Genomic DNA, 16,679 nt, shown 5'->3' on the forward strand with positions numbered 1-16,679 from the left:
ATTTATAGTTAGAGTTCATATATGAGTATTATTTCTCTTCATGGAGTGTCCCTCAACATTGCGGGTAATCAATTATTAGATAATGCCGACTGGCAGATCCAACCACAAGAACGTATTGCATTAGTTGGACGAAATGGAGCAGGTAAGTCGACGCTTTTAAAGCTTTTGCAAGGTGAGCTGATCCCAGACAGTGGCCAAATCAATCAGCTTTCTGGATTACGTGTTGCAGGTTTGACTCAAGAAGTTCCCATGACTGGGGACGAATCGGTTTATCATTTCCTGGTGAAAAGTCTTGGTGAGGTGGGTGAGGTTTTATCACGCTTTAATGAACTCTCCCAATTGGGTGACATGGATAAATTGGCCTCATGCCAGCAACAAATGGATAATTTACATGCATGGGATAAATTGCCACAAATCGAGACTATGGCCAGTCGTTTAGGTATCACCACTCATGAACGGATGAATAATCTATCAGGAGGGATGAAACGTCGTGTATTACTGGGGGCAGCATTAATTGCGACTCCGGATTTGTTACTTTTAGATGAACCGACAAACCATTTGGATATTGCAGCAATTGAATGGTTAGAGTCTTATTTGAAAAGTTTCAAGGGATCTGTGTTATTGGTTACCCATGATAGAGAGTTTTTAAGCCAAGTATCCAATCGGATTGTCGAAATCGACAGAGGCAAGCTCTATCAGCATGATTGTGATTATGAAACGTATCTGGATAGAAGAGAATCTATTCGTCTAAGCGAACAAAAGCAAAATGATTTATTTGATAAAAAACTGGCTGAGGAAGAAGTCTGGATTCGCACAGGAATCAAAGCGCGACGAACACGAAATGAAGGTCGGGTTCGTGCATTAAAGGCATTGCGGGAAGAATATAAGGCACGGCGTAATCAATTGGGTAAAGTCAAATCATTTTCTCTCGAAGTAACGCGTTCTGGCTCAATGGTGATTGAAGCAAACCAAGTGAATTATACGCTAGGGGATAAAACAATTTTACGTGATTTTTCCTTATTACTGTCTCGCGGCGATAAATTTGGAATAATTGGTCCTAATGGCTGTGGCAAAACGACTTTAGTACGTTTATTGCTTGGGGAATTACAGCCTGATTCTGGACAGATAAAGCTGGGGACGTCTTTGAGTGTCGCCTATTTTGATCAATTGCGTCGGCAATTGCACGAAGATCAAACCGTCATGTTTAATGTGGGTGATGGTGCGGATTATGTGACAATTAATGGTAAACAAAAGCATGTTGCTAGCTATTTACGCGAATTCTTATTTTCATCAGAACGGTTTAATCAGCCTGTTTCAGTGCTTTCTGGCGGGGAAAGAAACAGATTATTATTAGCCAAGCTGTTTGCTAAACCAGTAAATCTCTTGGTGATGGATGAGCCCACAAATGATTTAGATATTGAAACATTAGAGCTTCTTGAGGGCATGCTAGTTGACTATCCTGGAACTTTAATATTAATTAGTCATGATAGGGCTTTTATTAATCAGGTGGTGACCAGCGTTTTGGTTTATGAAGAAGCAGGGCAGTTCAATGAGTTTGTTGGTGGTTACGATGAATATAAAATGCATAAGAAGCAGCAACAACGTGAGCAGGTGACAAAGGCACCTGTTGTGAAACGCAATGTGGCAGCAAATAAATTAAGCTTTAATGAGCAACGAGAGCTTGCTCAGTTACCGCAGAAAATTGAGCAATTGGAAGGAAAAATAGCTGAATTGCAATTACAAATGGCTGATCCCAAGTTTTACCAACAGGATGCTCAAATCATTGCAAAAATAAATCAGGGTTTGGCTGAAGATGAAGAGTTATTAACACAGTTTTATGCTCGATGGGAAGCGCTAGAAGATATTGAGAAAAGGAACACATGAATGTTATTGACGCTTGCTTTAGTTATTCTTTTTGGTGCGATTTTGGTTTTCTTTTCCGAGGAGTTTGGCAAAACCATTAAGAAACTTTTTGCTATAAAAGGAGCCAAATTAATAATACCTCTGTTTGTTGTTTCCTGGCTAATCTTTTCTTTTGATTTTTGGGTTTTATGGGCAATCTTGTATCTTCGTGACATGCTGCATGCCGTATTGAATTTTTTAGTACAAATTATGCCTTTTCAGAAGTGGGCTGTCCAAGTGGTACAGGTGTTTATGTTGACCTTTCTGTCAGTAGTCCCAGTACTTATTCTTAATTTTATTTCGCAAAAGAAAACTTTTAAAAGCTACAAGCATCCATACTTAACAAGCGGTATAATTTGGATTCTATCTGTTGTTTTAATAATCATAATATGATCGTTATGTAAAGAAATGTAATTATTTTGTAAAGAACTCTTCTTATTCTTAATAAAACCTTAAGTTTTCTTTTCTATACTTCTCGCGTCTAGTTTGGAATTTAATAAAAATAAAGGAGACTAAAGTGGCTTATAACAAACATCATGGTCATGAACAACATACTGGTGCTCATCATGGCCACCAACCCTCTGGCTATAATCCCCATGCTCATGTTTATCCCTCTACCTATACCCCTCATGTACAGGTTTCAACACCCTATGTTCCTCCCGTTTCTCATGTTACTGTAGTTCCCACAAGAAGAAGTTATGGTACTTATCGAAGTTATTCTACAGGTACAGGCGCAGGAGCTGGGGTATTGCTCGTAGGTGCTTTGATTGTTATTCCACTATTCATTTTTGCGTTAGTACTCAAACTCACTCTTGGTGCGGTTGGGTTAGCTGCTACATCAATGGCCTCTGCTGGGGTTGCTGCTGCAGGTGCCGGCGCTTTTGCTTTGAGTGCTGGAACTTTTGGTATCGGTGCACTCGCCTTATATGCTGCTTTGGGTCTTGGATATCTGTACTCCAGTGCTAAAGAATGCTATAGCAGCGATAAGAACGTATTTGCAATGATTAAATCTCGTGTTGTTCATGAAGACAAACCGAGTTTTACCGGCGTGATAAAATCTATAGGCGCTGCGCTGTGGTCTCCATTTTTACTTATCGGTGGTTTGGCTGGCATGGGCGCTAAAGCAGTTGCGAACGCAATTTGTGCAAAGCCTTCGACTGTAAAGACAGAGGAGCCTGGAGTGCAATTTGGTACATCTCCCTTTTCAAAACTTAGTGAGCCCTCGAAGAAACAAGAGCAGCGTCGGAGTCAAGATGTAGTGCCAGGTCAATTTGACAGTCCCTTACAGACTGATACCTCTCAAGCTACTGGAAAAGGTTCCCATCTTTTAGACTCTCAGATTGATTTTCCTACTTCTGGCTTATATCCTAGTTTAAACGGATACTAGTTTTTCATTTAGTTGTTGGTTTGGGGGGTATTTGAGCCCCCAAACCAACGAATCAAACAGCACTTTAATCTAAGTTCTAATTTAAGCCTCTAAACATGGTTCTATAACCCAAAACTAAGGGATGTTTAGCACATTCTCTTCGGCCGCATCTAAGCTTTTTTATCCATAAATAGACTATAATTTAACCAAGATGCTTTATGGAGTGTCAAAAGTGGCTTATAGCAGATCGGTTATTTCAGCAAAAGAAACAACTACTCCAGTATGGCAAGATTTAAGTCCAACAGATCAAAAAAATATCGCAGATCGCATGGAGCAATGGTTTGCAGATATAGAAAGACGTAATCAACCTCATAATACCGAAACAAATCCCTATTTAGCGACTCAATTTTTGTCACGTTTTGGATTAAAAAATGCTTCCGAAGTGTTTGATTTTCTGAAAACAACAGGTGGCAATATGGTATTGACCATGATTGCCCGAGAAATCATGCATGAACAATCACGAGTGCAAGAGCTTAGGGAACGAAATGCAGAAGAAATGCTCAGACAACAACATGTGCTTTTTATTCTTATGGGTTTAATCGCAAAACGAGAAGAACTGGCTAAAAATGTAGACCATCTGCTCCAACTAGAAATCGACAAACATTTTTTGAAGGAACATGCTGAACACAGTCATCCAAAAACTTCTGAGTATCATCCGATTAGAATTATAGATGAGATGATCGATTATTACGTTGAGACCATTAAAGCATTAGATAAGGAGTTGGATGATTTAGAACAACAACTGGATCAGGTTGAAGACGAGTTGGAGGCTATTGAAGCAGAAGAGCAATGGATAGAGGCCTATCATGAGTCGCTTCATGCACATATCGATATACTGGATACGTATTTACGGATACCTCTTTTAAACCATCCCCAAGAAAGTCCTACTGCTTTTTCTGAACGAAGAATCACTGTTTTGACGCAAAATCTAGAACGCTATAAAGAACAAGAGGCGCTATTTAAAAACACCACTCCTGATAGTACTAACACTCAGAATATTGTAAGAAATCGTCTTAACAGCCACATCAGAACAATTGAGCATGAACTTAATTTTCATAAAGTTCATCTAAGTCAAACAGCAACAAACTTTGAAGAGTTATTTCGCCTGACTTTGGAACAAACGCGATCTCAAATACAAGAGCTTCAGCTACAACAATCGACTCCTGGAGAATTGGATGCACAAATTGAGGGTTTAAAATTACGTGAACAAGGATTGTCTTCTGCATTAAAAGTAATGAGAAACAAGAAAATACTTCTTAACGATCAATTAGAACAAGTGTTTGATTTTTCTCAAGCCCGTTTTATTATCAAACCTGAAGAGGCAAAACGCCTTGTACAAAAAGATGATGGTTCCTATGCTTTAATTCCTAAAGATGCAGATCCTGATAATTTGAGTGAAGAGGAGTGGTTGCAAGCGAAGCGTGACTTTGAGCAAGCGAAAGAAAGTATTCAAACGCCACGTGTTAATTGTCTTGAAAAAATACAAGAAAACTTGCAGAAACATATGCACCGCAAAGAACACCATCTCAGCTTAAGAGAAGTATTAAGAACCCAAAAGTTAGAGATGCAACGTGCCAGAATGGAAATGGGGGAAACATTGAGAGAAGCTGAGGATCGAAGAACATTCTTATTAAGTAGGCGGCCTAGTGTGCAACAGACATCTAGTGCAAAATCTGAACCTCCTGCAAGTTATGCACAAATGATAGAAAAATTTGAATCTTTAGTATTAAAAGCACCTAAAAAGGACGATATAGAAAACGCACGCGGTATTGTCGAGCGCTCATCAATCTCTCCTAAAAATAAAGGCGAGCTTAATAAATTAATCGAACAAGTCGCACCAGAGAAGACTATGGGGTCACAGCAAAGGCTTCAATGGCTCTACAGCGCCAAACGATTGATAAAAGATACATCGCCCACACCCGAAGCCGATTCGACTTTGCGAAAAAAAGATTAAACAAACCTGATGCCACAGGGATGATGAATCGGCGTATTCCGTGTATAATGCCGACAATTTATTTTTCAGGTTGCTTCATGAATAAACAGGACTTTTACTTCGATTTACCTCCAGAATTAATTGCGCAGTATCCTTTAGCTAATCGTAGCGATTCACGCCTTTTAACTTATAATCGCCAAAAAGGTGAATATGGTCACTATCAGTTTCGCGAAATTGCTGATTTTTTAAATCCTGGCGATTTACTGGTAATGAATGATTCCAAAGTGATCCCGGCCAGACTTTATGGCCATAAAACCACTGGAGGAAAAGTTGAGCTATTAGTTGAACGGATTACGGGGGAATTGACTTTTCTAGCTCATATTAAAGCCAGTAAAGCGCTGAAATCTGGCTCAATAATTAAGTTGGATCAAAATAAAGAAATCGAAATTCTTGATAGGCAAGATGATTTATTCATTTGTAAAGCGGATATGGAGGTCTTGAAATTATTGAATGGAATAGGGCATATTCCTTTACCTCCATACATTACCCGAAATGATGAAACTCTGGATCTGGATCGTTATCAAACCGTGTATGCAAAATATGAAGGATCTGTGGCAGCACCCACAGCGGGCTTGCATTTTGATGAGTCAGTTTTATCGAGCATCCAGTCACGGGGGGTTACAGTAGCCTATCTTACTTTGCATGTTGGGGCAGGGACATTCAGGCCTGTGCGCAGTGATAACATAAAAGATCATAAAATGCATAGTGAGCGATTTACAATTAGTCCCGAATTATGCGCTGCGGTACATGCCACAAAGGCTGCAGGAAATAGGGTAATCGCCATAGGGACAACTGCTTTGCGTAGTCTCGAGAGTGCAGCACAAGATGGCGTGCTTACCGCATGCAGCAGAGATACGGATATCTTTATTTACCCAGGATATCAGTTTAAGATTTGCGATGGATTAATGACTAATTTTCACTTACCTGAATCTACTTTGTTAATGCTGGTTTCCGCTTTTATTGGTCATGAACGAGCAATGATGCTTTATCAAGAAGCAATCGAAAAGAGGTATAGGTTCTTTAGTTATGGTGACACCAGTTTATTGCTATAAATCAGGAGTTCAGGAATGTTGACCGCCGTACAGAATTTTTTACCCGTCCTCACTTCGGAAGCAGGTTTGTGTCTTACAACAGCAAATTGGCAAGAGGCAAAAGTAACAGCAGCATCTTACTCTTTAGAGAGTTTGTTGTATAAACCTGGTCAGGATGTACTCAAAAAAATAACTGATTTATCACATTATCTTGTTTGGCCTGAGGTAATCGTGCTCAATGCAGCATCATTGGTGGCGAATAAAGAAGGAATTTATACGCTTAAATCACCCTATGATGGTTCGAGAATAAAATTTACATCAGAGGAACTTTTTCATCTTATTCAGCATTTAAAGCCCGATGCAGTTGTTTTGCCGCAAAACATAATGCAAGATTTTCCACAAATTTGGGATAATTGGAATGATGTAATTGTTCCATTTATACATGTTAATGATCTTAAAAAGCATGTGGTGGCTAAATCGCATGGAGTGTATTTTAATGTTGTACATGAGTTGGATTGGGAGCAATTAAATCGCTGGTCTCATGTACCGCGCTACGTCATGGGCTGCTTTGATTCCGAGTTAATTTGGCGCCTGTATGACAAAGGTATAGAGTTTATTGAGACTAACGAACCAGCGCAAGCAGCATTACAAGGAAAAGTCTATAGTCGCGCAGGGGATGTGGATTTAATGGATGCAAAAACAGAGATGCAATTTGAACTGATTGATTCTGATTGCGTTTGTCCCACCTGTTCGCAGCAATTTACTCGTGCCTATCTTCATCATTTATTACAACATACGCCTTTATTATGTCAGCGATTTTTGATTCAGCATAATGTGTTTTATGTGCAGAATGGTAAACAACCTGTTTGATTGTATTTTACCCTCACCCTACCCCCTTTCCCGATAGCAGGAGAGGGAATTATTTTAACTTTAGGTGTTTAGCCAAAAATCCCATCTCCCCATGGGGGAGAAGGTGTTTTTCAGGGCGGATGAGGGTTGTTATTTATGATAATGTTTGACAGTTTTTTTCATAACAGCTAGCATTACCAACAATTGATGGCGCGGGGTGTCGTGATAAACGTCTGAGAAATACCCGTTGAACTTGATCTGGTTCATACCAGCGTAAGAACGCCTTAAATCTGAATTTTATTTTAGAGCAATTTGAACTTTTAGAATGGCCTTGCCATGGTATATTGGCTCTTGTTTAGAGTTATTATCAACAGTTCTAATGCAGGTTAATTTCTTCAATTAAGTCTTTACGCGATATCTGTAGCCATCCTTTATTTTATCTATTAATCCAAGGAGCTATGGCATGAGTGCGTTATCTACACGAACAACTTTATTACTCAATTGGTATGCAAATCCTTACCATACCCCAATTTTTGTTGCCCATGCATTAGGTTATTATCAACAAGAAGGCATAAAATTGGCAATTTTGGAGCCTAGTGATCCCAGTGATGTGACTGAAATTGTAGGTATGGGACATGTTGATTTTGGGGTTAAGGCTATGATTCATACCTTAGCGGCTCGTGCAAAAGGTTATCCTGTCACATCAATTGGGACCTTATTGGATGAACCTCCTACAGGGCTTATCGCACTTAAATCCAGTGGTATTACCTCATTTCAAGACATCGTTGGTAAACGAGTAGGGTACATTGGTGAATTTGGCAAAATCATTATTGATAATTTGGCACAGTTGGCGGGTATTGATCCCACAAGTTATGAAACTGTGCGTATTGGTATGAATGTTACGGACGCAATTTGTCGTGACCTTATTGACACGGGTATTGGTTTTATTAATTTTCAAAAAGTTGAATTGGAACACTTACGTGGTGAAACGGTATTTTTACGCATAGACCAGCTTGCGGGTCTTGGGTGCTGCTGTTTTTGCTCCATTCAGTTTATTGTGCCAGAAAGAATGTTAAAAAATCCTGAAACTATTAAAGGATTTCTCAAGGCCACGCAACGTGGCGCTGCATTTACTACTGAAAATCCAGATGAAGCTTATGAGCTTTTATGCAGAGCAAAACCTCAATTACGAACTCCAATGTATCAGACCATTTTCATTCGAAGCCTGCCCTTTTTCTCACGTAATCTTTTAAATGTAGAACGCGATTGGAATAAGGTCGGTAGTTTTGGCAAGCATTTGGGGGTAATTGATGACGCTTTCTCAGTGAACTCTTGTTATACAAATGAGATGTTACCCAAAATGCCTTATTCTGATCTGGAGCCTATCGCGTGTTGTGTGAGTGAATAAAAATTAAATCATTGCCTGGATTTGTAGCCTGGTTGCTTGCAACCAGGATTGGCCCAACTGAGATAGGTTAAGTTTGAGTGATTATAAATGAAAAATGCTGCTGTGGTTGGTGCTGGAGTTATGGGATGTTTGCTGGCCTTGCGTTTACAAAAAGAGGGATGGCAGGTGACCCTCTTTGAGGCGGAAACCTCATTCAATAACTGTAGTTTTGCTGCAGCAGGTTTATTGGCACCTTTGTCTGAGCTTGATAAAGCGGAGCAAGTAATTTTTAGTTTAGGAATGGAGTCAGTTGATACATTATGGAAGCTTATTTTGAATCAATTAACTGATCCTATTTATTTTCGCCAAGAAGGTTCGCTTGTAGTTCACCACCCTCAAGATAAAGCAGAATGGCAGCAGTTCAGTACTCGAATTGTCAATAAATTAAGTGATTCATGTTATCAGTTGCTGACTCAAGATACATTGAGTCAGCTTGAACCAGAGCTGAATCAATTCAAAGTGGGATATTATTTCCCCAAAGAGGCTCAACTTGATAATCAGGCTTTGTTGTTGGCACTAAAAAAACATCTGTGCCAGCAAGGAGTTATTTGGCGAGAGCAAACTTTTGTTGCTCACCTACATTCAGGCCAAGTAGCAACAGCAAAAGAGTCTTATGTATTTGATTTTGTTTTTGACTGCCGAGGTATTGGTGCAAAAAGCACTTTTGCTAATTTACGTGGACTGCGAGGAGAGCTTATTTGGCTACATGCACCTGAAGTTCGCTTACAAAGACCAATACGGTTCTTGCATCCACGATATAATATTTATATTGTTCCTCGTCCTAACTCCTATTATCTTGTTGGCGCCAGTGAATTAGAGACAGAAGACCCCAGTCCAATTTCAGTACGTACCACGCTTGAATTATTAACGGCGGTTTACTATGTACATCGAGGTTTTGCCGAAGCACGGATAATTAAAACGGTGACGCATAGTCGTCCAACATTGGTGCATCATCAACCTCGGATAAAATATGCAAAACAATTGATTGCTGTTAATGGACTTTATCGTCATGGATTTTTAATTGCTCCGGCTTTGGTAGAGGAAATTATACGTGGATTAAAAAGTAATCAAAAAGATATCTGTTACCCTGAGCTTTGGGAGGCTTATTCGTGATTATTTATATAAATGATAAACCACTAAATTTAGATGCATCCTGTACGTTACAGGAAATGCTTGCGCAGAAAACGGGCGTTGCTGCACATGTTGCAATTGCAATTAATAATCAATTTATCCCCAAATCCATGTTTGCTGATACAGTCTTGCGTGAGGGTGATCGTATTGATCTCATCGTGCCGATGCAAGGAGGTTAGGGGATGTGGCATTTAGCAGATAAGCCTTTAACGAGCCGTTTGCTTTTGGGAACAGCAGGTTATCCATCCCTTGAGGTAATGACCGATGCGATTCGCTCCTCTAAAACGAACGTAATTACCGTTTCTTTGAAACGCCAAATGGCAAATGGGGTGGGTAGTGATTTATTTTGGCAAACCATCCAATCTTTGGATTGTCATGTACTTCCCAATACTGCTGGTTGTCGCGATGCGCAAACTGCGATTACTACTGCTGAAATGGCGCGTGAACTGTTTCAAACATCATGGATTAAATTAGAAGTGATTGGCGATGATTTCAGTTTACAGCCGGATCCTTTTGAATTGCTGCGTGCGGCTACTGAATTAGTAAAACGGGGATTTGAAGTCTTTCCTTACTGTACCGATGACTTGGTTTTATGCCAACGTTTAATTGATTGTGGTTGTAGGATCTTGATGCCCTGGGCAGCGCCTATTGGTTCAGGAAAAGGATTACTCAATCCTTTTGCTTTGGAAACATTACGCCATCGACTGGCAGATGTAACCTTGATAGTCGACGCAGGGATTGGCAAGCCATCTCATGCAACACGTATTTTGGAGTTAGGTTTTGATGCAGTTTTACTGAATAGCGCGGTTGCTTCAGCGATTCATCCTGTAGCAATGGCTGCAGCTTTTTCGCATGCAGTTATTGCTGGACGAGGTGCTTTCGAGGCAGGGCTTATGCCAGAGCGGCTTGCGGCACAATCATGTACCCCTTTGATCGATACCCCTTTTTGGCATCAGGAGGTGATATAATGAGTACTGTGTGGACTAATACGAAACATGAGGGTGAGCTACACACTTTTCGTGGATTGGGTCTTGAGATTCAACTACCATGTTTTAATGAAACTATTCAGCCTAATGCAATTAAAATTAGCGAGAGCTTTTCTCCTGAAAACCTAAAAATGCTACAACAGTATTCTGGAGCGGTTGTTCTAGATTTTACTTTACCTGTATCTCCAGATATGAATAAAAATGCCAAGCATTTAACCACGGGATTTACTTTTGCAGATGTTTTGATACTGAATACACATGAAGCCGAATTTATTTTAAAGCGAAGGATTAGGACGCATCAAGCCATGCAGGAGGCGGCTCATGAATTAATAACTTGGGGTGCAAACAGTATATTTCTTTTGGGGCAAGATCTACAGGATAACTCATGGGAGCATGATTATTGGACAAATGGTGTTACTTCATTTTGGCTGACGCAAAATCGCTTCGCTGATGCAAAATCCCCAGAGCTGCGTTCAGTTCTATCCGCAGCGATTACTGGGGCATTGGCTCTTGGGCATTCTCTGGAGGACGCGCTCATTATCGCAAAAATGTACACACACCAAGCAGTACGTCTGGCACAATCCAATTTATATTATGGTAATTTTTCAGAGCATGAAATGGATTTGCCCTATCTTTCGTCCAAGCCTTTGTATGCAAAACCCAAGCCATTTAAACCATGCCATCGATTAGGCCTTTATCCAGTAGTTGATAGTTACTCATGGGTCGAAATGCTGTTAAAGCTAGGGGTAAAAACCATTCAATTGCGCATTAAAGAAAGAACTGAGACTCTTGAAGAAGAGATGAGACGCAGCATCGCGTTGGCTAAAAAGTATGGTGCTACATTGTTTATTAATGATTATTGGGAAATGGCTTTAAAATTGAATGCAGAAGCGGTTCATTTAGGACAATCGGATTTGGATGCTGCGGATCTTGAGGCGATTAGAAATCAGGGCTTATTGCTGGGAGTAAGTACGCATTGTTATTTTGAGGTTGCACGGGCACATGCGATTTGCCCCTCATACATTGCGATCGGACCGATCTATCCAACGACCAGCAAAGAGATGCCTTTTTTAGCCCAGGGCATTGAGCATTTGCAACGTTGGCAACGTACTTTAAATTATCCCTTGGTGGCAATAGGGGGGATCAATCTGGAGCGAATGCCTGATGTAGTTGCTACAGGTGTTCAAGGCATTGCTCTAATTTCTGCGATTACGCAAGCGAATGATCCACAAAAAGCGACGGCGCAACTGTTGAGTTTTATTGACTGATAGCACTGTGAGGCAAAATCTAGGTTAAGGAACTTAATATGGCTGTTTTATCTGAGTTTGAACGTTATTCCCAGCAAATTAAATTAGCAGAAATTGGTATTCAGGGGCAAAAAAAACTGCAACAGGCAAAGGTATTGTGCATCGGTGCGGGCGGTATTGGTGCGACATTACTTCCTTATCTTGCTGGAGCAGGAGTGGGAACAATAGGGATTATTGATAATGATTTCATTGAAGAAGGCAATCTGCATCGGCAAATTCTTTACCAAGAAATAGATATTAGCAAAGCAAAGGCTGCTGTGGCAAAGATGAAGCTGAACACGCTCAACTCTAATATCCACATCGAAGATTATGCATTTCGATTAACTGCAGATAATGTAGAAGAGCTTATTGTTCAATATGATCTTGTAGCAGATTGTTCCGATAATTTTTATACACGTTATTTGGCTCACGATGTTTGTTATCGTTTAGGAAAACCCTATGTTTATGCGAGCGCATACCAGTTCCAAGGACATTGTTCTTTATTTTATGGACAGCAAAATCCATGTTTACATTGTTTGTTTCCGATTATTCCTGATACTAACGCCAATTGCCAAAATGGGGGTGTTATCGGTACGTTGCCAGGATTGTTAGGGATCGTGCAAGCAACTGAAATGATTAAATGGATTACTGGTAGTGGTACTTCATTATTGAATCGATTACTGTGTATCGATTTGCTCTCCATGGAAATAAAAAATATTCGGCTGACTAAAAATCAGCAGTGTCCGTTTTGTGTTTATGGCCATGCTCTAGAAGAAGATGCTTTTGGATTGTGTTCGTCTTCGGAGAATATGCAATCTATTGCGATTTCGACGGAAAATTTACCCAATTTTTTGCAAGAAAATCCTCAGGTGCTTTTATTGGATGTAAGAACGGCTGACGAACATCACGATAAAAACTTAGGTGGAGCGTTCATACCATTAGCTGAGCTACCCATGCGCCTCAATGAGCTTAATCCCTTAGAACCCATCCTTATCTATTGTCAGTCAGGTCAAAGAAGTCAGCGGGCTGTAACGTTATTAAGAAAATCGGGGTTTCCTAGAGTATATCATTTGGCCAATGGGATCGATTCATTGTAATTGTCTGTGCCCTATTCACCGAACGGCTGTATGGCAGAGGAATTTTTTTCTATCGCTGAATATCCTGATATGAAGTAGATCATTATAAGTAAAAGAATAAAAACCTTTACTTGATTCATTTAGATTCCCTTTTAAACTGCTCTTGCAAATTATAGTTCAAAAAATGAACTGATATTATGAAAAACTGTTTTAAATTCCTTATTGATTCATTTACCTTAAGAACAATTCCCTATATGATGTCACGCGGTTATCAATAGTAGATTAAAGGAGACAGTATGAGTTTTTTTATTAGCGATGCTCTGGCTGCAGCGGGGACTACAGCAGCGCCTCAAGCAGATGGAACTTTTTCGCTCGTTATGATCGCTGCTATTTTTGTGTTGTTCTATTTTATGCTTATCAGACCTCAAAACAAAAGAGCAAAAGAGCATCGTGAATTAATAGGCCGTTTAAAGAAAGGTGATGAGATCGTTACCTCAGGTGGTATTTTAGCTAAAGTAGTTAGTCTGGATGACCAATACATTAAGATCAGCCTTGCAGAAGGTGTAGAGATTAATATACAAAGAGGCGCAGTAAGTACTGTATTGCCCAAAGGCACTTTAAAATCGCTTTAAAAAAAGTCATAGGGACACACGGAAATGCAAAATAAATATCCTCTATGGAAAAACCTAATGCTGATTGTTATTGCAGTTATTGGGTTTGTTTACGCCATACCCAATTTGTACACAGAAAACCCTGTAGTACAAATTTCGTCTGAAACACCTGTAGATTATGATGAATTAAAAAATCAGATAGAAGCTATCTTAACAAAAGATAACATACCTCATAAAGCAGTCATCGTGCAAAATGAAGATGTGGAAGTTGTTTTTTCATCTACTGATTCCCAGTTATTAGCGCGTGATGCGATTAAAAATGCTCTGGGAACCCAATATACTGTAGCTCTAAATCTGGCGCCGTCTACACCAAATTGGTTGGATTCCATTCGTGCCGCTCCAATGAAGCAAGGTCTGGATTTACGAGGCGGGGTACACTTCCTGTTAGAAGTTGATGTTGACAGTGTGATTAGCCGTCGTTACGAAGGAATCATGAAAAACATTAGCCAAGAACTCCGTGAGCTTGGTATTCGTTATACAGGTATTCGTTATGTAGTAGATAAGGGAGTTAATTTAAATTTCCGTGATAGTGAATCGATGAATAATGCCTATCTTGGCTTAAAGGAAAAAATTCCTGAACTCGTTTTCGTAAAAAGTAAAACAGATAATGGAATTCTAGCCTCGATTTCTCCCGTCGAATTGAATAGTATGCGTCAAAACACCATTGAGCAAACAATGAGTATTTTACGCAATAGGGTTAATGAATTAGGTGTTGGTGAAGCGGTTGTACAACAACAAGGAGCAACCCGTGTTGCTGTTGACTTACCAGGAATTCAAGATGCGGCACGTGCGAAGCAAATTCTTGGTGGTACTGCAACCCTGCAATTTTATTTAGTCGATCAGGATAATGATCCACAAATTGCAAAACAAACAGGAGCTATTCCCGTTAATGATAAATTGCTCATGATGGATGGGCATCCTATTTTGTTAAAAAGACAAGTAGTATTGAGTGGTGATTCAATTACCTCTGCAGTTTCCAGTTATGATCAGCAAACAGCAACTCCAGCAGTACAAATACAACTTGGTGGGGGCGGTGAAAGTCTATTTACTAAAGTGACTCGCGAGAATATTGGCAAACGTATGGCTATTGTTTATGTTGAAACCAAAAATAACATACAAATTGTCAATGGAGAGGAAAAAAGGATTACTCATAGAGAGGAGCGTGTTATTAGTGCTCCAGTAATCCAAAATGCCTTAGGTAATAATTTCCAGATTACAGGTCTTGCTGACAGCAAAGAAGCAAGTAATTTGGCTTTATTACTCAGAGCTGGAGCGTTACCTGCGGCCATCTATCCAGTCGAAGAGCGCACAGTAGGTCCTTCCTTAGGTAAAGAAAATATTCGTAGAGGTATTGTTTCTTTACAAGTCGGTATGGGCTTAATTCTGATTTTGATGTTGGTCTATTATCGACTTTTTGGTCTCATTGCTAATATTGCGCTGTTGCTTAACTTGATATTGCTCTGTGCTTTATTGTCGGTTATCGATGCAACGCTCACGCTACCGGGTATCGCGGGAATTGTATTGACGGTAGGTATGGCTGTAGATGCTAACGTGCTGATTTATGAACGCATTCGAGAGGAGTTGCGCCATGGATTATCACCACAAGCCGCGATTTACGCAGGGTATGAGCGTGCATTTTCTACCATTCTTGATGCGAACATCACTACATTAATCGTCGCCATCATTTTATTTGCTGTGGGTACAGGACCTGTACGTGGATTTGCGATAACCCTTTCTTTAGGGTTGCTCACCTCCATGCTCACAGGGATCACATATACCCGAGCAATTGTAAATTGGTATTATGGTGGTAGGGCTGTTAAAAAATTATCTATTGGTATTTAAGGCGAGGCTCAGATGGAATTTTTTAATCCAAATTCAAATGTGGACTTTATGGGTGCTCGTCGTTGGACGGCAATATTCTCCATATTGATCTTTGTGGTTTCTATAGGTGCTTTAGCAATTCATGGCTTAAAGTGGGGGCTTGATTTTACTGGTGGAACTCAAATTGAAGTTTCTTATTCTACTGCTGCAGATTTACCCTTAATCAGAGAAAGTCTGAGTAAGGCAGGATTCAAAGAAGCGCAAGTTGTGAGCTATGGAACTTCTAAAGATGTATTAATCAGTATTGCTCCTCGAGAAGATAAAGAGCAAGCACGTTTGGTAGACCAAGTCATGGAAGCTCTTCCAGGTGCTACAAAACAAAGAGTTGATTTTGTTGGACCACAAGTTGGACAAGAGTTAGCAACTAAGGGTGCTTTGGCCGTTATTGTTTCTTTGTTAGCAACGATGATTTATATTGCCATGCGTTTTGAGTACCGACTCGCAGTAAGTTCTGCGGTGGCATTAGTTCATGACCCTGTCTTGATATTAGGTATTTTTGCTTTTTTCGGCATTGAATTTGATTTGAAAGCACTGGCAGGATTATTGGCAGTAATTGGTTATTCTCTAAATGATACCATCGTAGTTTTTGATAGGGTGCGTGAAAATTTTGTTAAGATACGTCGTGCCAATTCAATTGAAATTATGAATGTTTCGATTAACCAAACTTTATCACGAACGATTATGACCTCAACATTGACGCTTTTTGTCGTACTTGCATTGTTTATCTATGGAGGCGAAGCAATACATGGATTTTCTTTGGCATTGATCATTGGTATTCTGATCGGTACATATTCTTCTATCTATGTTGCTGGCGCTTTAGCTGTAGCAATGGGACTTGATAGAAAAGACTTTATGCCAAGCCAACGCAAAGAAGTGGATAGCCGTCCATAATCGGTAGTTTGTACCTAGCCGAGCACAGCTACATGCGACAACGTAGGCTGGGCTGCTGTATAGCCGGGGACATCCCTGACACTGTTCGGGGACATCCTTGACACATGAG

General features: G+C 40.0%; 15 protein-coding genes and 1 riboswitch. All 15 genes read left to right on the forward strand.

Annotation, left to right across the window (positions count from 1 at the left end; genetic code table 11):
• The first annotated feature begins 21 nt into the window (after positions 1-21).
• The 15 genes from BGO44_RS06015 (at position 22) to secF (ending at position 16,570) form a co-directional block, all read left to right on the forward strand.
• A complete protein-coding gene (locus BGO44_RS06015; protein ID WP_058512167.1) occupies positions 22-1,884 on the forward strand; it encodes an ATP-binding cassette domain-containing protein in 1,863 nt (620 codons plus the stop codon).
• On the forward strand, positions 1,885-2,295 hold the full coding sequence (locus BGO44_RS06020) for a hypothetical protein (RefSeq protein WP_273198569.1): 411 nt from the start codon (positions 1,885-1,887) through the stop codon (positions 2,293-2,295). It begins immediately after the preceding gene.
• A 124-nt stretch (positions 2,296-2,419) separates the two neighbouring features.
• Entirely contained in the window at positions 2,420-3,289 is an 870-nt protein-coding gene (locus BGO44_RS06025) for a hypothetical protein (protein ID WP_058512169.1), read from the forward strand.
• Positions 3,290-3,500: 211 nt separating this feature from the next.
• Positions 3,501-5,282, forward strand: a complete 1,782-nt coding sequence (locus tag BGO44_RS06030; RefSeq protein ID WP_273198568.1) for a hypothetical protein — start codon at positions 3,501-3,503, stop codon at positions 5,280-5,282.
• 77 nt (positions 5,283-5,359) lie between these two features.
• Positions 5,360-6,373, forward strand: coding sequence for a tRNA preQ1(34) S-adenosylmethionine ribosyltransferase-isomerase QueA (gene queA, locus BGO44_RS06035; RefSeq protein WP_058512171.1), 1,014 nt, complete (start codon positions 5,360-5,362; stop codon positions 6,371-6,373).
• A 15-nt stretch (positions 6,374-6,388) separates the two neighbouring features.
• The gene (locus BGO44_RS06040; protein WP_058512172.1) at positions 6,389-7,222 is read left to right on the forward strand and encodes a tRNA-guanine transglycosylase; all 834 of its coding nucleotides are present in this window, start codon (positions 6,389-6,391) and stop codon (positions 7,220-7,222) included.
• A gap of 182 nt (positions 7,223-7,404) precedes the next feature.
• A riboswitch (TPP riboswitch) is annotated at positions 7,405-7,498 on the forward strand.
• Between the two features lie 166 nt (positions 7,499-7,664).
• Positions 7,665-8,609, forward strand: a complete 945-nt coding sequence (gene thi5 / locus BGO44_RS06045) for a 4-amino-5-hydroxymethyl-2-methylpyrimidine phosphate synthase (protein WP_273198567.1) — start codon at positions 7,665-7,667, stop codon at positions 8,607-8,609.
• A gap of 87 nt (positions 8,610-8,696) precedes the next feature.
• The gene (gene thiO / locus BGO44_RS06050) at positions 8,697-9,761 is read left to right on the forward strand and encodes a glycine oxidase ThiO (RefSeq protein ID WP_058512174.1); all 1,065 of its coding nucleotides are present in this window, start codon (positions 8,697-8,699) and stop codon (positions 9,759-9,761) included.
• Positions 9,758-9,958, forward strand: a complete 201-nt coding sequence (gene thiS, locus BGO44_RS06055; protein ID WP_273198566.1) for a sulfur carrier protein ThiS — start codon at positions 9,758-9,760, stop codon at positions 9,956-9,958. The genes thiO and thiS overlap by 4 nt, the downstream gene beginning before the upstream one ends.
• A gap of 3 nt (positions 9,959-9,961) precedes the next feature.
• Entirely contained in the window at positions 9,962-10,747 is a 786-nt protein-coding gene (locus BGO44_RS06060) for a thiazole synthase (protein ID WP_273198565.1), read from the forward strand.
• A complete protein-coding gene (gene thiE / locus BGO44_RS06065; protein WP_273198564.1) occupies positions 10,747-12,033 on the forward strand; it encodes a thiamine phosphate synthase in 1,287 nt (428 codons plus the stop codon). The genes BGO44_RS06060 and thiE overlap by 1 nt, the downstream gene beginning before the upstream one ends.
• 38 nt (positions 12,034-12,071) lie before the next feature.
• On the forward strand, positions 12,072-13,148 hold the full coding sequence (locus BGO44_RS06070; protein WP_058512178.1) for a HesA/MoeB/ThiF family protein: 1,077 nt from the start codon (positions 12,072-12,074) through the stop codon (positions 13,146-13,148).
• Positions 13,149-13,423: 275 nt separating this feature from the next.
• On the forward strand, positions 13,424-13,759 hold the full coding sequence (gene yajC, locus BGO44_RS06075) for a preprotein translocase subunit YajC (protein WP_058512179.1): 336 nt from the start codon (positions 13,424-13,426) through the stop codon (positions 13,757-13,759).
• Positions 13,760-13,783: 24 nt separating this feature from the next.
• Positions 13,784-15,640: a protein translocase subunit SecD gene (secD, locus tag BGO44_RS06080; RefSeq protein ID WP_058512180.1), complete on the forward strand. Its 1,857-nt coding sequence runs from the start codon at positions 13,784-13,786 to the stop codon at positions 15,638-15,640.
• A gap of 12 nt (positions 15,641-15,652) precedes the next feature.
• The gene (gene secF, locus BGO44_RS06085; RefSeq protein WP_058512181.1) at positions 15,653-16,570 is read left to right on the forward strand and encodes a protein translocase subunit SecF; all 918 of its coding nucleotides are present in this window, start codon (positions 15,653-15,655) and stop codon (positions 16,568-16,570) included.
• The last annotated feature ends 109 nt before the right edge of the window (positions 16,571-16,679 follow it).

The sequence above is a fragment of the Legionella sp. 39-23 genome (assembly GCF_001897665.1).
GTDB lineage: Bacteria > Pseudomonadota > Gammaproteobacteria > Legionellales > Legionellaceae > Legionella > Legionella steelei.

Coding starts and splice junctions, on each gene's coding strand:
- BGO44_RS06015 (WP_058512167.1), top strand. CDS start 22: ATGAGTATTATTTCTCTTCATGGAGTGTCCCTCAACATTGCGGGTAAT.
- BGO44_RS06020 (WP_273198569.1), top strand. CDS start 1,885: ATGTTATTGACGCTTGCTTTAGTTATTCTTTTTGGTGCGATTTTGGTT.
- queA (WP_058512171.1), top strand. CDS start 5,360: ATGAATAAACAGGACTTTTACTTCGATTTACCTCCAGAATTAATTGCG.
- BGO44_RS06040 (WP_058512172.1), top strand. CDS start 6,389: ATGTTGACCGCCGTACAGAATTTTTTACCCGTCCTCACTTCGGAAGCA.
- thi5 (WP_273198567.1), top strand. CDS start 7,665: ATGAGTGCGTTATCTACACGAACAACTTTATTACTCAATTGGTATGCA.
- thiO (WP_058512174.1), top strand. CDS start 8,697: ATGAAAAATGCTGCTGTGGTTGGTGCTGGAGTTATGGGATGTTTGCTG.
- BGO44_RS06060 (WP_273198565.1), top strand. CDS start 9,962: ATGTGGCATTTAGCAGATAAGCCTTTAACGAGCCGTTTGCTTTTGGGA.
- thiE (WP_273198564.1), top strand. CDS start 10,747: ATGAGTACTGTGTGGACTAATACGAAACATGAGGGTGAGCTACACACT.
- BGO44_RS06070 (WP_058512178.1), top strand. CDS start 12,072: ATGGCTGTTTTATCTGAGTTTGAACGTTATTCCCAGCAAATTAAATTA.
- yajC (WP_058512179.1), top strand. CDS start 13,424: ATGAGTTTTTTTATTAGCGATGCTCTGGCTGCAGCGGGGACTACAGCA.
- secD (WP_058512180.1), top strand. CDS start 13,784: ATGCAAAATAAATATCCTCTATGGAAAAACCTAATGCTGATTGTTATT.
- secF (WP_058512181.1), top strand. CDS start 15,653: ATGGAATTTTTTAATCCAAATTCAAATGTGGACTTTATGGGTGCTCGT.